Genomic DNA, 15,527 nt, shown 5'->3' with positions numbered 1-15,527 from the left:
ATTCGCGGTCAAGGGAAATCCCACCGCGGGACATCCCGCCGCGGCAACCGTTTCAGGTTTCATAGACGCGCCGTACGCGCTTGACGTTGCTCAATATCTCGTAGGCGATGGTCCCGGCCGCTCGCGCGACGTCCGATACGGGCACTTGCGCGCCCCATAACTCCACGCTGCTGCCGATGCCTGCTTGCGGATGGTCGGTCAGGTCCACGGTCAGCATGTCCATGGAGACGCGCCCGATGAGCCGGCCCGGCCGGCCATCGATGGCCACCGGTGTGCCGTTGGGCGCATTGCGCGGATAGCCGTCGGCGTAGCCCATCGCCACCAGGCCTACGCGAGTAGCCCGTGATGTGATGAACGTGGCACCGTAGCCGACGGGCTCCCCGGCGCCGAGTTCCCGCACGCCGATGATCTCGCTGCGCAAGGTCATGACGGGGCGCAGCCCGGGTGTGGCGGTTGGCAGCGGATCCACCCCATATAGCATGATGCCGGCGCGGCCCCAGTCCTGCCGGGCGTCCGGCCACGCCGCCAGGCCGGCGGAGTTGCACAGGCTGCGCGAGCCGGCCAATCCGGCAGTCGCGGCATGGAAGGCCTGGGTCTGGGCGGTCGTCATCTCGCTGTCCGGCTCGTCGGCCCGGGCGAAATGCGTCATCAGCGTGATGCCGGATACCGCGGGGATGGCTTGCAGGGCATGGTACGCGGCCTGGACTTCCGCGCCGATGAAGCCGGCGCGATGCATGCCGGAATCGACCTTCAGCCACACTTGGAGGCCGGTTGCGGCGCAGGCCGGGATAGCATCAGCCACGGCATCACCGGCGGCCTCGGCGATCCAGGCGATCTGGTCGTGGCGATGCACGACCAGCCAGACGCCATGGCGCAGCGCCACGCGGGTTTCCTCCGCGTCGAATGCGCCTTCCAGTACGAGGATGGGCGCGTCGATGCCGGCCTCGCGCAATGCGAGTCCTTCGTCCAGGAAGGCGACGGCGTAGCCATCGACACGGCCCGCAAGCGCCCGCGCGCATGCCGTCGCGCCGTGGCCGTAGGCATCGGCCTTCAATACGGCGAGTACCCGTCCGCCGTGCACGCGCTTGGCCACGGCATAGTTGCCGCGCAGGGCGTCGAGGTCGATGCTCGCATAGGCGGGCCTGCTCATGATGCGTACCTGGAGAACTCCAGTCCTTCCATGGGAATTTCCGGCTGGCGGCCGCATATCAGATCGCTGACGACGCGGGCCGAGCCGCAGGCCATGGTCCATCCCAGCGTGCCATGTCCGGTGTTCAGGTAAAGGTCGCGGTAGCGGGTGCGACCGACGATGGGCGTGCCGTCCGGCGTCATGGGGCGCAGGCCGGTCCAGAATTCGGCGCGCGGGAGATCGCCGGCGCCGGGATAGAGATCCTGCAGGACCATGGACAGGGTTTCCTGGCGCCGCGGATTCAGGCGCAGGTCGTAGCCCGCAAGCTCCGCCATGCCGCCGACGCGGATACGCCGGCCCAGCCGCGTGACGGCGATCTTGTAGCTTTCATCCAGCAGGGTGGAGGTGGGCGCGACCGTTGAGTCGGCGATAGGCACGGTGATGGAGTAGCCCTTGACGGGATAGACCGGCAGATCCAGATGCAGCGGCGCCGCCATGGCGCGCGACAGGCTGCCCAGCGCCAGTACCGTGCGATCGGCGGCGATCACTTTGCCGTCGACGCGAACGCCGGTGACGCGGTCGCCCTCGGTGGCCAGGCCGTCGGCCTGCGTCATGAACCGGAATTCCGCGCCATGCCTGGCGGCCAGCACTGCGAGTTCCCGCGTGAACAGATGACAGTCGCCCGTTTCGTCGTTCGGCAGGCGCAGGCCGCCGGCCAGCGAGCAGCGGGCATGGGCGAGCGCGGGTTCCGCTTTCGCGACCTCGGCGCCGGGCAATAGTTCATAAGGCACGCCCGCTTCCCGGAGCACGGTGATGTCGCGCTGCGCGGCTTCGAACTGCTCGGGGTCGCGGAACAGTTGCAGCAAGCCCAGGCTGCGGCCTTCATATTCGATGTTCGTGTCCTCGCGCAGCCCTTGCAGGCAATGGCGGCTGTATTCGGCCAGGCGGAGCATGCGCGCCTTGTTGACCGCGTAGCGCGATGCATTGCAATTGGCGAGCAGCCTGGCCAGCCAGCGCAACTGGAACAGGCTGCCGTCGCAGCGCAAGGCCAGCGGCGCGTGCCGTTGGAACATCCACTTGAGCGCTTTCAGCGGGATACCCGGCGCGGCCCAGGGTGTCGAATAGCCGGGCGATATCTGGCCGGCATTGGCATAGCTGGTTTCCAGCGCGACGCCGGGCTGGCGCTCCAGGACCGTGACGCGCACGCCGGCGCGTGCGAGGTAATACGCGGTGGTGGTGCCTATGACGCCGCCGCCCAAGACGACCACATGCATGGCCGGTGCCCCTTGTTGTATAGAGAAAATGCGATTCTATCTACGGGACAACAGGGTTTTTCACTATATTTTTGTTGGAACACAGGGTTATAAACTGAGCTGTGATGTCTTATCCGTCAATAACAGAGAAGAATGCGCCCCCTCGACCGCACCGATTACAAGATTCTGGATGTCCTGCAGAAAGATGGACGTATCGCCATTACGGAACTCGCCGGCAAGGTCAACCTGTCCGCCACGCCTTGCGCCGAGCGTGTGCGCCGGCTGGAGCGGGAGGGCGTCATCCTGGGCTACCACGCGCGGCTGAATCCGCGGGCGTTGGGACGAGAACTGCTGGTGTTCCTGGAGATCAAGCTCTCCGCGAAATCCGGCGATGTCTTCGACAAGGTGCGGGCGGAATTGCTGAAGGTGCCGGAGGTGCTGGAATGCCATCTGGTGTCGGGGGAGTTCGACTACCTGGTCAAGGCGAGGCTGACGGCCATGAGCGCGTACCGGCGCCTGCTGGGCGATCTGCTGAAGCGGTTGCCGGCTTCCGCTTCGTCGCATAGCTATGTGGTGATGGAGGAGGTCAAGGAGACGTTGGAGCTGGTTCTGCCATGACCCATCGGCGCGCCGCCGGACTCAGATCACCTGGCCGCCCGAAACTTCTATGCGCTGCGCCGTAATCCAGCGGTTGTCTTCGGACAGCAAACTGGCGACCATCGGGCCGATATCGTCCGGCACGCCGACGCGGCCCAGGGCGGTCATGTTGGCGAACTGTGTGTTCAGGTCCGGCATGTCGCGTACGGCGCCGCCCAGGAAGTCGGTTTCTATCGCGCCGGGCGCGACGGTGTTGACGGCGATGCCCCGGCTGCCCAGTTCCTTGGCCATGTAGACCGTCAGGATTTCGATCGCGCCCTTGGCGGCGGAGTAGGCGGAGAAGCCGGGGTAGGAGACGCGCGTCAGTCCGGACGAGTAGTTGACGATCCTGCCGCCGTCGGCCAACAGGGGAAGCAGCGCCTGGGTCAGGAAGAAGACGCCCTTGACGTGGACGTTGAACAATCCGTCGAATTGTTCTTCCGTCGTGTCGGCGAAGGCGGCCATTTCGCCGTGGCCGGCGTTGTTGACGAGGTGGTCGAAGGTGTCGCGGGACCATTCCTGTTTCAGTACGCCGTGCAGGGTCCGGGCGAAATCCTTGAGGCTGGCTACGTTGGCGACGTCCAGGCGCAGGGCGGCGGCCTTGCGGCCCAATTGGCGGATCTGGTCGACGACGGCTTGGGCTTCGGCTTCGCCGTTGCGGTAGGTGACGATGACATCGCCGCCGTGGCGGGCGATGCTGAGCGCCGCATTGCGGCCGAGGCCGCGGCTGGCGCCCGTGATCAGGGCTATCTTGGTCATGTGGATCTCCGGAATGAAAAGGTCGTGGATGGATTTGCCCCGGGCTCACGCGCCCCGTACGGTGCGACGGCGGGCCGATAACGCGCTTGACGATATTCACGGCGGCTGGGACTATCCGCGGCGTGGCGGGATTGCGCCGGGTCGGTGATGCGTAATCTATCGGCCCGCCGCGCGCATGAAAAAGACTTTGTTTATCTGCCACCGATACGTGCGGAGTATGGGGATCCATGGAACTGCGCCATCTACGCTATTTCGTCGCCGTAGCCGAAGAGGGCAATGTCACGACGGCCGCGTCGCGGCGGCTGCATACGGCGCAACCTTCGCTCAGCCGGCAGTTGAAAGACCTGGAGCTGGAGGTTGGCGCGGATCTCTTGATCCGGAATGCGCGCGGCGTGGAGCTTACGCCCGCCGGTGTCGCCTTTCTGGAACAGGCGCGGCTGGCATTGAGTCATGCCGCCGAAGCCGTCGCGGCCGCGCGGCGGGTAGCGCGACCCGCGAAAGAGAGCTTCACGGTAGGGTTTCTGACCGGACAGGAAGTCGATTGGCTGCCCGGCATCACCGAGTTGCTCAGGGATGAACTGCCCAGGCTCGAATTCAAGGTCACGAGCCTACAGTCACCGGCGCTGGCGGACGCTTTGCAGCGCGGCGAGGTCGATGCCGGCGTATTGCGGGTGGAGCCCAGACCGGACCTGCGCTATGAAGTGATCGCCCAGGAGCCGCTGCTGGTGATTATGCCCAGCGGCCATCGCCTGGCGAGCCAGAGCGACATCGATCCCGCCGATCTGGCCAGCGAAACCTTCATCGGCTATTCCGACGTTCCGCATGTGCTGCGCGACGTGGTGACCGCGTATCTGGCAAGGTACGGCGTGAAGATCAATCCGCGCTACCGTCTGGATGACTACGGCACCGGCCTGACGCTGGTGACCTCCACCGGGGGCATCACCTTGCTGCCCGCGTACGTGGAGCCGCTGCTGCCGTGGTCGGTGGTCGGCCGGCGTTTGAAGGGCGTTCAGCCGACGATAGACATCGCGCTGGGCTACCGCGCCGATAATCCGTCGCCGACGCTAAGGATGCTGCTGTCCAGCCTGACGCAGCTGAAGATATGGGGGCCGAAAGGCCCGCGGCGAAAGTAGGGCGGACGCGCCGGGATTACCGGCGCGCCGGCCGATACGCGCAGCTTCTGGCAGGCGCGCCATCCGTCCATGTCGACAAATAGGGAAATTTGGGTAAAATGGCCTTATTCCTATGGAGCTCCGCCATGGCCGCCCATTCCCGCGCTGTACAGACCTTGGATACCTTGCCAGTCACCCCTGCCTCCGCCGTGAAAAAAGACGGCTGGCGCGGCATGATGCGAACGCTGGCTTCCACCGGCAAGCTGGTGGTCACGAACCACAACCACCCGGAAGCCGTCATCCTGTCCACGGCCGAATATACCAAGCTGGTCGAGGCGGCCGCGGCGTTCGAGCAGACCGCTCCCGACCCCTTGGCCGACCTGCGCCGCAAGTTCGACGAGCGGCTGGCGGCACTCGATGAAGCGGATGCGGGCGACCGGCTCCGTGCCCTTATGACGGGCCCGGCCAAGCTCAACGGCAAGGTAAAAGCCGGATCCACGTATTGATGTCCAGGCCTGTTTTATATGTCCTGGCGGGCATCAACGGCGCCGGGAAGAGTTCTATTGGCGGGCATTTGTTGAATGAAGCCGGACTCGCGTGGTTCAACCCCGACACCTTTGCGCGGGAGCTGGTCCGCCAGCTCGGTTATGACCAGCCGGAGGCGAACATCGCGGCCTGGACCGAAGGTGTCCGGCGCCTGGACGAGGCTATCGCGCTCCGCCGGACATACGCCTTCGAGACGACGCTGGGCGGCCGCACCATCGTAAAGAAGCTGATTGCCGCGGCCGCGACGCATGACGTGCTGGTCTGGTTCTGCGGCTTGCGCGACGCCGAGCAGCATATCGCCCGTGTGCGGCTGCGCGTGGCCCAAGGCGGCCACGACATTCCTGAAGAACGCATACGCCAACGCTGCCGCACGTCGCTGCAGAACCTGCTGGGCTTGATGCCGCATCTTTCGCTACTGAGCGTCTATGACAACAGCGTCGATGCGGCGATAGGGGCGGCGGTGCCGGACCCCAGGCTGGTGCTGCGCATGGAGGCCGGCCGCCGCGTATTTCCCGCCACTATCGCGCAGGCGCGCCAGACCCCTGACTGGGCGAAGCCGCTGGTCGAGGCCGCGTTCCAGGACGATTCAGGGCTGAGCCGTGATCGGCACTGACGCAGTTCGGGTGTCCTGACCGGTCATCTCGCCTTTCTCCAGCACGTACTCCCGATCCGCCACCATCTCGGCGAAGCGCGCGTTCTGTTCGGACAGCAGCACGCTGGCGCCTTGCTTTTTCAGTTCGACGATGGCCCGCGCCATCTGTTCGACGATGACGGGCGCCACGCCTTCGGAGGGCTCGTCGAGCAGTACAAGATAGGGATTGCCCATCAGCGTGCGCGCGACGGTCAGCATCTGCTGCTCGCCGCCGCTCATGCGGCCGCCCAGGCGGGTTCGCATGGCGGCCAGGTTGGGGAACAGGGCGTAGAGCTGCGCGGCGGTCCATTGCGGCGCCGGCTGTCCGTCGGGCCATGCCCGCGGCGGCTGCCGGCCGACCTGCAGGTTTTCTTCGACGGTCAGGCCGGCGAAGACGCGCCGGTCTTCCGGCACGAAGCCCAGGCCCAGCCGGGCGATCTGGTGCGGGCGTTTGCGGGAGATGTCGCGGCCCATGAATTCCACCTGGCCGCGGCGCTTGTCCAGCATGCCCATGATGGCTTTCAAGGTGGTGGATTTGCCGGCGCCGTTGCGGCCCATCAGGGCGACGACCTCGCCGCGGCGGACTTCGAGGTTGATGTCGTACAGGATGTGCGCGGCGCCGTACCAGGCATTCAGGTTCTGTACGCGCAGCAGGATGTCGGCGTCGGGTGCTGGAGGCTTATCGCCGCCATGCGGGGCGACAGTCTCGAACGTCGACCCTGAGCCGAAGTAAATCTCCTGCACCTGCGGATCGGCCCGGACGTCCGCCGCGCTGCCTTGCGCGATGATCTTGCCCCGTCCCAGCACGATGACCCGGTCCGCATGGGCGAACACCACGTCCATGCTGTGCTCGGTGAACAGCACCGCCATCTTGCGCTCGACGACCAGTCGCTTGGTCAGCGACATGAGTTCATTGCGTTCGCCGCCGGCCATGCCGGCGGTCGGTTCGTCCATCAGGAGTAGCTTGGGCGCATTCGCCAGGGCCATGGCGAGTTCGACGCGCTTGATGTCGCCATAGGCGAGTTCGCTGCATGGACGCTCCGCCTGATCGGCCATGCCTACCTGGTCCAGCAGCGCGAGCGCATCGGAGCGGTATTTCGACGCCGCCGGCTGCCATGCCGAGTAGATCTGTCCATGATGCGACAGCAGCGTCATCTGCACGTTTTCGACCACCGACAGGGACGCGAAGGTCTCCGTGATCTGGAAGGTGCGGCCGACGCCCAACCGCCAGATGTCGCGCGGGTGCAGGCCGGTCAGGTCCCTGCCGTCCAGGACGATGGATCCCTGGGTGGGCTGGATCTGCCCGCCCACCATGTTGAATGTCGTGGACTTGCCGGCGCCGTTCGGGCCGATCAGGGCGACCAGTTCGCCCGGCGCGACATCGAAATCGATGCCGTCGACCGCCGCGATACCGCCGAAATGCTTGCTGAGATGGCGGACCTGCAGCAGGCTCATGCGGATCTCCCGAACGAATCCGCACCGCCGTCTGCCGCGCGGCGGGCGCGCAAGCGATCCGCCACGTCGCGGATGAATCCGGCGATGCCTTGGGGGAAGGCCAGCACCAATAACAGGATCACGCCGCCCAGCGTGGCGCGCCAGTATTCGGTGGCGCGCATGACGTTGTCCTGCAGCCAGGTAAACGCCGCGGCGCCGACGATGGGGCCGGCCAGGGTCTGGATGCCGCCCAGCAGCACCATGACCAGGCCGTCCACCGATTTGCCGACGGACATGACGTCAGGCGCGATGCTGCCCTTGGAAAAGGCGTACAGCGACCCCGCGAGTCCCGCGAACAGGCCGGCGACAACGAAAGCGGCCCACTGCACGCGCCGCACGTCGATGCCGATGGCGTCGCTGCGCAATACTGAATCGCGGCCCGCGCGCATGGCATAGCCGAAGGGCGCGAACAGGACGCGCCGCAGCATCAGTACACCGATGACGGTCAGGATCAATGTGACGTAATAGTAGGCATAGCCCGCGGACAACCATGGCGATGGCCACAGTCCGGTGATGCCGTTCGACCCGCCCGTCAGTCCATCCCACTGGAACACCACGGACCAGACGATCTGCGAAAACGCCAGCGTCAGCATGGCGAGATAGACGCCGGATAAACGTACGCAGAACCAGCCGAAGATCAGCGCCCCCAGCGCGGCGACCAGCGGCGCGCATAGCAGGGCGGCCTCCATCGGCAGGGAGAGGCTTTTCAGCAGCAGGGCCGCGCCATACGCGCCCAGCCCGAAGTAGGCGGCATGGCCGAAGGAATGCATGCCGGCCGGCCCCATGATGAAGTGCAGGCTGGCGGCGAACAGGATGGCCGTAAGGACGTCCGTGAGCAGCACGGTCGCATAGGGGAAGCGATCGCCGAGCGCGGGCATAAGAATCAACAAGGCCAGGATGCCGGCGGCGAACCAGCGCAGCCCATGCGTAGATGCGCGCAGGGGCGCTTCGATCGGCGCCGCGCTACGCGCCAGGATGGCGGGGCGTCCCAGCAGGCCCCAGGGCCGCAGCGCCAGTACGATGGCCATGACCAGGAATTCCGCCACCAGTGTCAACGGCGACAAGGACACTTCGACGCCCGCGATACTGAACGAGCCGATGGCGATGCATAGCGCCTTGATTTCCGCGATGAGCAGCGCGGCGATATAGGCACCGGGAATGGAGCCCATGCCGCCGACGACGACCACGACGAAGGCGTCCCCTATGACGCGCAGGTCCAGCGCCAGGCTGGCGGGCTCGCGCGGCAATTGCACCGCGCCGCCCAGCCCCGCCAGCGCCGCGCCCAGCGCGAATACGCCGGTGAACAGCCAGGCCTGATTGACGCCCAGGGCGCCGAGCATTTCCCTGTCCTGCGTGGCCGCGCGCACCAGCGTGCCCCAGCGGGTCCGGGTCAGCAGTAGCCACAGCAGGCCCAGCACGATGGGGCCGATGGCGATCAGGACCAGGCTGTATGCGGGAAACTGCCGGCCCAGGATCGACACGGCGCCGCCCAGCCCCGGCGCGCGCCGGCCGAGCAGGTCTTCCGGGCCCCAGATCGCCAGGGCGGCGTCGTTGATCACCAGCACCAGCGCGAAGGTCGCCAGCAACTGGAACAGTTCGGGCGCGCGGTAGATGCGGCGTAGCAGGACGATTTCAATGGCCGCGCCGAGCACGCCGATGACGGCGGCGGCCAGCAATACGCTGCCCCAGAATCCCGGGCCCGTCGCGCCGTATCGCTCGGTCAGGCTGTACGCGACGTACAAGCCTGCCATATACAGCGATCCATGCGCGAAGTTGACGATGCGCGTGACGCCGAAAATCAGCGACAGGCCGGCGGCAACCAGGAACAGGGTGGACGCTTCGGCCAGGCCGTTCAGCAGCTGGACGATCAGCGCATTCAGGCTCAAGCCGGCCATTCAATTCGCCGGACGCAGCTTCTTCACTTCCTCGTCGGAGGGCAGGAAATTCGCGCCGTTCATGTACTGATAGTCGACCATGATGCCCTTGCCATCCTTCTGCGCCAGTTTGCCGACGTAGGCGCCCATGGTGGACTGATGGTCGATGGCGCGGTATTCGATGGGACCGAAGGGCGTGCCGACCTTCAGGCCTTCGAAGGCGGCGACGAGTTTTTCGGTGTTGGCGCCGCCGGCTTTCTTCAAGCCCGCGGCCATCGACATGACGGAGCTGTAGCCGATGATGGAGCCCAGCCGCGGATAGTCTTTGTAGCGGTCCTGGTAGGCCTTGAGGAAGGCGGCGTGTTCCGGCGTCTGGATGGAGTACCAGGGATAGCCGGTGACGATCCAGCCGCTGGGGGTTTCATCCTTCAGGGGATCCAGGTATTCCGGCTCGCCGCTCAGCAGGCTGACCACGGGCGTCTTGGGGAACAGGCCGCGTGTATTGCCTTCGCGTACCAGCTTGGCGAGGTCGGCGGCGAACAGGACGTTGAAGATAGCATCCGGCTTGGCGTCGGCCAGGGCCTGCACGACGCTGCCGGCGTCGACCTTGCCCAGCGGGGTGGCTTGCTCGGCGACGAACTCCACGTCGGGCTGGGCCTTTTTCATCAAGGCCTTGAAGGTGGCGGCGGCCGATTGGCCGTATTCGTAGTTGGGGTAGACGATGGCCCAGCGCTTCTTGTTCAGCTTGGCGGCTTCCGGCACCAGCATGGCGGTCTGCATATAGGTGGAGACGCGCAGGCGGAAGGTATAGCGGTTGCCGTCCTGCCAGACGATCTTGTCGGTCAGCGGTTCGCTGGCCAGGAAAAACACTTTCTTCTGCTTGGCGAAGTCGGTCAGCGCCAGGCCGATGTTGGATAGGAAGGAACCCATCAGCACGTCCACCCGCTCGCGCGACAGCAGCTCCTCGGCGGCGCGCACGGCGTCGCCGGGATTGGCGTTGTCGTCGCGCGTGATCAGCTCCAGCTTCTTGCCATCGATCCCGCCGGCGGCGTTCACCTGCTCGACGGCCAGCTCCATCCCTTTGCGGTAGGGTTCCAGAAAGGCCGGCTGGGACTTGTAGCTGTTGATCTCCCCGAGCTTGATGGTGCCTTGCGCGGCGGCGGGAGCGGCGACGCCCAGGGTAAGGCAGGCGAGAGCGAAACCGACGAAGGCGGACGCGGCGCCGCGTGCCAGGCGACCGGCGGCGTCCTGCTGCCGCGCGGCTATTTGCATGTTCATGACTTCCCCTAGGTTGCGATACAGATCGATGTCGGGCAATAAACGACGTAGCCGACAATATAAATTGCTTTTGGCTGTCCGCGCGCCGGTACGCAGCGTGGAGTGGGCCGCACCCCGTTGAATGTCTGAAAACGGCGTGGCGGCTAAGCCGCAGTTCTCAACAGTTCTTACGGAATTTGAGAAGTATCAAGATCGATGAGAATTGCTGATACTTCCCCGTGGGCGGTCAGGCTTCTTCCGCTTCGGCGCTGTAGGTTTCCCCGGCGATCAGCACGCGGAGCAGGCGCTCGCGTTCGGGCCCTTCCAGGGCGGGGTCATAGATGGGCTTTCTGGCGATCCAGCTGGCGATGGGCAGGCCGTCGCGGAACAGGATGCGGTTGCCGGCCAAAGCGGGGACTTTTTCGCCGGGCAGCAGGGTGCCGCAGAGGTTCAGCGGGTCGACCGCGGAGATCCGTACCAGGGCGCCCTCCAGGGGGCGGCGGCGGACCTGGCGCAGCAGGGGAATGGCCTCGGGCAGGGCGAATTGTTCGCCGGCCAGGCCGTCGACGAAGCGACCGCCACGAATTTCGCCGCGGGCTTCCATGCGGTGCAGAACGGGCAGCCATTCGCGCCATGGGGGCAGCCAGGCGGCTTCGCGGTCCAGCAGGCGCCAGAAAACCACGCCGTAGCGGCGCAGAAGCACACGTGCGATGTGTTCGAGCGTGTCAGCCGGGATGGCCGGGCGGCGGCCGGGCCTGGCGCCGCCGGCCGCGTCCGCGACGGCGGCAGTCACGGTTTCGGCGGGACGCCGCACGGGGGCCCAGCGGCCGGCGGCTTCCAGCGGGTCGGGCATGGCGCCGCGCCGGCGGCGGGCGGCGTGGGCGGTGCGCTTGGCGGCCGGCACAAGCAGGGCGCGCAGGCCGGCGTAGCTGTCGGCGGCGATCAGGCCGGCCGCCACCAGTTCGCCCAGCACTTCTTCCAGCTGGCTGGGCAGCAGGCGCGTTTCCGCCAGCAGTTCGTCGAAAAACATGGCGCCGCCGTCCAGCAGTGCCGACAGCGCCAGCCGCGCGCGCGGGGTAACGTCGATCGGGCCGTCCAGGTGCGGCAGCGCCTGCCACAGGCGCAGCTGGCGCCGCGGCAGGATCACCATCGGCGTGGCGCGCACCGGTCCGGCGCCCGGGCGGCTGCCGGCGGCGCGCACGGGATGGGACAAGCGGGTCCAGGCAATCTTGCCGGCGCGGGACAGTTCGTCCAGCCAGTCCGGCGCATAGTCGGTGATGCGGGCGGACAGCAGCTCGCTTTCCCAGGCGCCGGCGGGCGCTTCATAGCCTTCCAGCTGGTCGAGGACGGTGGGCAGGGCATGGGGACCGCTCAGGCGTGTGTCGGCGGACAGGTGTTGCCAGTCGAACAGGAAGCGCATGAAGTCCTGCCGCGAGACGGGCTCCACTTCGCTGCGCAGGCGCTTGATGGTGTAGCGGTGGATGCGGGCGAGCAGGTGGCGTTCGCACCATTCTTCGGTGCTCGCTCCCGGCGTGAAGCGGCCACGCATGATGCTGCCTTCGGTTTCGAGCCGGGCCAGGATGATGGCGGCTTCGGATGCGGGAACGCGCATCAGCGTGGCCAGCGCATCCGTGGTGATCGGGCCGCTGGTAGCCAGGCGGGCGCGGGCGATCTCCACGCGGGCCTTGTCCACGTCCCAGTTCGTGTCGTCGGCCAGCGGCGCCAGCGCGGGTTCATGCACTGCATCGGAATAGGCGGCCAACAGGGCGCCCAGCCGTTCCAGCGCCACCCAGAACACCGTCGCCGTCTCGTCTGGCCGGGGAGGCAGCGCGCCTGCCGCCCGTACGCGCAGGCGGCAGGCGCGTCCGGACGCCGCCAGGGACCGCAGCCACGCATTCCAGTGCTCGCGCGCATCCGCCTCGCAGGCCGTGATGAACGCCAGCTCGTTCAGCGCCTCGTGCATTTCGTCGATGTCGCGCGGTTCCGGCCAAGCCTCTTCACGTACGCGCCGGATGGCGTCGGCGTCCAGCGCCCCCAGGTCGTCCACGCTGGCGGGATCGGTCCAGCGCCGCGCCATGACGGCATGCGCGCGGCGCTCCTCCAGCGGCGCGTCGTCCAGGAAGGCGTAGGGTTTCGCGCTGAGGATCTCCATCGCCAGCGGCGAGGGCGCCGGCAGATCGCGGGCCAGCAGCCGGCACCCGCCTTCCTCGATGCGCTTCAGGATGGATAGCCATTGTTCGGTGTCCATCGCTTCGTGCAGGCAATCGTCCAGCGCCTGCGCGACCAGCGGATGGTCCGGCACTTCGCGTTCCCCCTGGATGTTCTCCAGGCAGGCCGCCTGGTCCGGGAAAACGGAGGCCAGCAGATCGTCGCTGCGCATGCGCTGGATGGGCGGCGCCACCTTGCGTCCGCCGGAAAAGCGCGGCAGCGCCAGCGCGAAACCCGCCGCCCAGCGCCATCGCACATTGAATAGCGGGGCGTCCAGCAGGGCCTGGATCAGCACCTGTTCGGCCGTGGCCGAACGCAGATAGGTCCAGACCTCGTCGAGCGGAAAGCTGTGCGCGTCCGACAGCGACAGCACGATGGCGTCTTCCGTGGCGGCGGCCTGCAGTTCGAAATTGAAGCGGCGGCAGAAGCGCTTGCGCAGCGCCAGGCCCCAGGCGCGATTGACACGGCTGCCGAAGGGCGCGTGCAGCACCAGCTGCATGCCGCCGGATTCGTCGAAGAAGCGTTCCAGGATCAAGGTGTCCTGGGTGGGCAGTTCGCCCAGCGAGGCACGCGCGCGGGCCAGGTATTCGACGATCTGCCGGGCCGAGGCGAGGTCGATGCCGATCTCCGCGGCCAAGGTTGCCGACGCATGCCGCGGCGCGTCGGCGCCTGTTTCGGACGTCGGCGGTGGCGCCGCATCCCCGGTTTCCGCCGCCGGGCCATGTTCGAGAAGATCATTCACCCGCGCCCGCAGCCGCGCGACGCCGGCCGACAGTTCATCGCTGCGCCCGGGCGCCTCGCCCATCCAGAATGGAATATTCGGCGGCACGCCGTGCGCGTCTTCCACGCGCACCCGCCCGGTCTCCACGCGGAGGATTCGGTACGACGTATTCCCGAGCTGGAACACATCGCCGGCCAGGCTTTCGACGGCGAAATCCTCGTTCACCGTGCCGATGTTCAACCCCTGCGGTTCCAGCACCACCGCGTAATCGGCGTTCTCCGGGATGGCGCCGCCGGACGTGACGGCGGTGAGCTGGCTGCCCCGCCGGCCGCGCACGGTATGCGCGACCGCATCACGGTGCAGGTAGGCGCCGCGCTGCCCATTGCGGCCCTGATGGCCGTTGGTCAGCATGCGCAGCACGGCGTCGAAGCGCTCGCGCGGCAACTCGGCGTAGGGCGCCGCCTGGCGCACCATGTCGAACAAGGCGTCTTCCTGCCATTCACGACACGAGACGTCGGCAACGATCTGCTGCGCCAGCACATCCAGCGGTGCGCGCGGAATATGCAGCAGGTCCAGCTCGCCGCGCCGCACGCAATCCAGCAGCGCCGCGCATTCGATCAGATCGTCGCGCGACGTCGGAAAAAGCCGGCCCTTGGGGATGCCGCCCACATGGTGTCCCGCGCGGCCCACGCGCTGCAGCAAGGCCGCGATGCCACGCGGCGATCCCACCTGGCAGACCAGGTCGACGTCGCCGATATCGATGCCCAGCTCCAGCGACGCCGTCGCCACCAGCACTCGCAGCTGGCCGCGCTTCAAGCGCTGTTCGGCGTGCAGGCGATGCTCCTTGGACAGGCTGCCGTGATGCGCCGCCACCGCGTCCGCGCCCAGGCGTTCGGCCAGGTGGCGCGCCGCGCGTTCCGCCGTGCGGCGCGTGTTGACGAACACCAGCGTCGTGCGATGCTCCGCGGCCAGCGCCGCCATGCGGTCGTACAGCAATTCCCACACGTCGATGGCCATGACCGCCTCCAGCGGCACGGGCGGCAGCTCGATCGCCAGGTCGCGCTGGCGCGTGTGACCGATGTCCACGATGGCGCAATCCCGCGCCCGGTCCGTGCCAGCCAGGAAGCGCGCGACCGCGTCCAGCGGTTTTTGCGTGGCGGACAGGCCGATGCGCGCCGGCGGCGTCGGGCATAGCGCATCCAGGCGCGCCAGGCTGAGCGCCAGATGGCTGCCGCGCTTGGTGCCGGCCACCGCGTGGATTTCGTCGACGATCACCGTGCGGGTCGTGGCGAGCATCGCCCGGCCGCTGGTGGAGGTCAGCAGCACGTACAGCGATTCGGGCGTCGTGACGATGATGTGGGGCGGCCGCTTGCGCATGGCGGCGCGATCCTGCTGCGTGGTGTCGCCGGTGCGGACTGCCGTGCGTATGCCGTGATCCGGCAGGCCCAGTTGCCGCAGCGCCTGGCCGATGCCGGCCAGCGGCGCTTCCAGGTTCACCTGGATGTCGTTGGAGAGCGCCTTCAGCGGCGAGACGTAGACCACGGTGGTTGCGTCGGGCAGCGCGCCGCCGGCCGCGATACTGTCGCGCACCAGTTCGTCGATCGCGGCCAGGAAGGCGGTCAGGGTCTTGCCGGAGCCGGTCGGCGCCGCGATTAGCACCGGGCGGCGCTCGCGGATCAGCGGCCACGCGGCTTCCTGCGCCGGGGTCGGCGACGGAAAAGCGTGACGGAACCAGGTGGCAACAGCGGGATGGAAGGCGTCCAGCGCATCGGCGCCGGCACGGACGTCGGTCATGCCCTCTTATATCGGGGCGTGAAACGGGAAGTCAACCGGGGCCGGACGCGGGATCGATGCGGCGCCGCGGGAAGGCGGCGGTACGGGGGGCGCGATCCGCCACGCCGTGGATC

The 15,527-nt window shown here is 67.2% G+C and carries 11 protein-coding genes and 1 pseudogene; 4 read left to right on the top strand and 8 right to left on the bottom strand.

Going from position 1 to position 15,527, the window contains the following annotated elements; translation table 11 throughout:
- Positions 1-52 precede the first annotated feature (52 nt).
- Entirely contained in the window at positions 53-1,150 is a 1,098-nt protein-coding gene (gene alr / locus ACNA0R_RS12505; RefSeq protein ID WP_415826320.1) for an alanine racemase, read from the bottom strand.
- Positions 1,147-2,403: a D-amino acid dehydrogenase gene (locus ACNA0R_RS12500; protein ID WP_415826319.1), complete on the bottom strand. Its 1,257-nt coding sequence runs from the start codon at positions 2,401-2,403 to the stop codon at positions 1,147-1,149. Before ACNA0R_RS12500 ends, alr begins: the two co-directional genes overlap by 4 nt.
- Positions 2,404-2,535: 132 nt before the next feature.
- Here ACNA0R_RS12500 and ACNA0R_RS12495 point away from each other — a divergent pair, with 132 nt between their 5' ends.
- Positions 2,536-3,000: an Lrp/AsnC ligand binding domain-containing protein gene (locus ACNA0R_RS12495; protein WP_415826318.1), complete on the top strand. Its 465-nt coding sequence runs from the start codon at positions 2,536-2,538 to the stop codon at positions 2,998-3,000.
- A 21-nt stretch (positions 3,001-3,021) separates the two neighbouring features.
- On the opposite strand, the gene ACNA0R_RS12490 is transcribed toward ACNA0R_RS12495, so the two are convergent.
- Entirely contained in the window at positions 3,022-3,777 is a 756-nt protein-coding gene (locus tag ACNA0R_RS12490) for an SDR family NAD(P)-dependent oxidoreductase (RefSeq protein WP_415826317.1), read from the bottom strand.
- 227 nt (positions 3,778-4,004) lie between these two features.
- Here ACNA0R_RS12490 and ACNA0R_RS12485 point away from each other — a divergent pair, with 227 nt between their 5' ends.
- From ACNA0R_RS12485 to ACNA0R_RS12475, 3 genes are all read left to right on the top strand, one after another.
- Entirely contained in the window at positions 4,005-4,910 is a 906-nt protein-coding gene (locus tag ACNA0R_RS12485) for a LysR family transcriptional regulator (RefSeq protein WP_415826316.1), read from the top strand.
- A 125-nt stretch (positions 4,911-5,035) separates the two neighbouring features.
- A complete protein-coding gene (locus tag ACNA0R_RS12480; protein WP_415826315.1) occupies positions 5,036-5,395 on the top strand; it encodes a hypothetical protein in 360 nt (119 codons plus the stop codon).
- Complete coding sequence (locus tag ACNA0R_RS12475; RefSeq protein ID WP_415826314.1) at positions 5,395-6,048, top strand: AAA family ATPase; 654 nt, start codon at positions 5,395-5,397, stop codon at positions 6,046-6,048. The genes ACNA0R_RS12480 and ACNA0R_RS12475 overlap by 1 nt, the downstream gene beginning before the upstream one ends.
- Here ACNA0R_RS12475 and ACNA0R_RS12470 read toward each other — a convergent pair.
- The 5 genes and pseudogenes from ACNA0R_RS12470 to ACNA0R_RS12450 all read right to left on the bottom strand — a co-directional run bounded on the left by ACNA0R_RS12470 (position 6,022) and on the right by ACNA0R_RS12450 (position 15,414).
- Positions 6,022-6,723, bottom strand: a complete 702-nt coding sequence (locus ACNA0R_RS12470) for an ABC transporter ATP-binding protein (RefSeq protein ID WP_415826409.1) — start codon at positions 6,721-6,723, stop codon at positions 6,022-6,024. The genes ACNA0R_RS12475 and ACNA0R_RS12470 overlap by 27 nt on opposite strands.
- 48 nt (positions 6,724-6,771) lie before the next feature.
- A pseudogene (locus ACNA0R_RS12465) lies at positions 6,772-7,521 on the bottom strand (ABC transporter ATP-binding protein); the annotation flags it as partial.
- Complete coding sequence (locus ACNA0R_RS12460) at positions 7,518-9,446, bottom strand: ABC transporter permease (RefSeq protein ID WP_415826408.1); 1,929 nt, start codon at positions 9,444-9,446, stop codon at positions 7,518-7,520. The pseudogene ACNA0R_RS12465 and the gene ACNA0R_RS12460, both read right to left, overlap by 4 nt.
- Positions 9,447-9,455: 9 nt before the next feature.
- Positions 9,456-10,712 (bottom strand): ABC transporter substrate-binding protein, encoded by a 1,257-nt coding sequence (locus ACNA0R_RS12455; RefSeq protein ID WP_415826313.1) that lies wholly within the window; start codon positions 10,710-10,712, stop codon positions 9,456-9,458.
- A 226-nt stretch (positions 10,713-10,938) separates the two neighbouring features.
- Positions 10,939-15,414: an Lhr family helicase gene (locus ACNA0R_RS12450; RefSeq protein WP_415826312.1), complete on the bottom strand. Its 4,476-nt coding sequence runs from the start codon at positions 15,412-15,414 to the stop codon at positions 10,939-10,941.
- Positions 15,415-15,527: the final 113 nt, after the last annotated feature.

It is taken from the genome of Bordetella sputigena, assembly GCF_965137885.1.
Taxonomy (GTDB): Bacteria; Pseudomonadota; Gammaproteobacteria; order Burkholderiales; family Burkholderiaceae_B; genus Bordetella_C; species Bordetella_C sputigena.
Note: the sequence above shows the minus strand (reverse complement) of the source record. Positions and strands in the feature narration are given on the sequence as shown.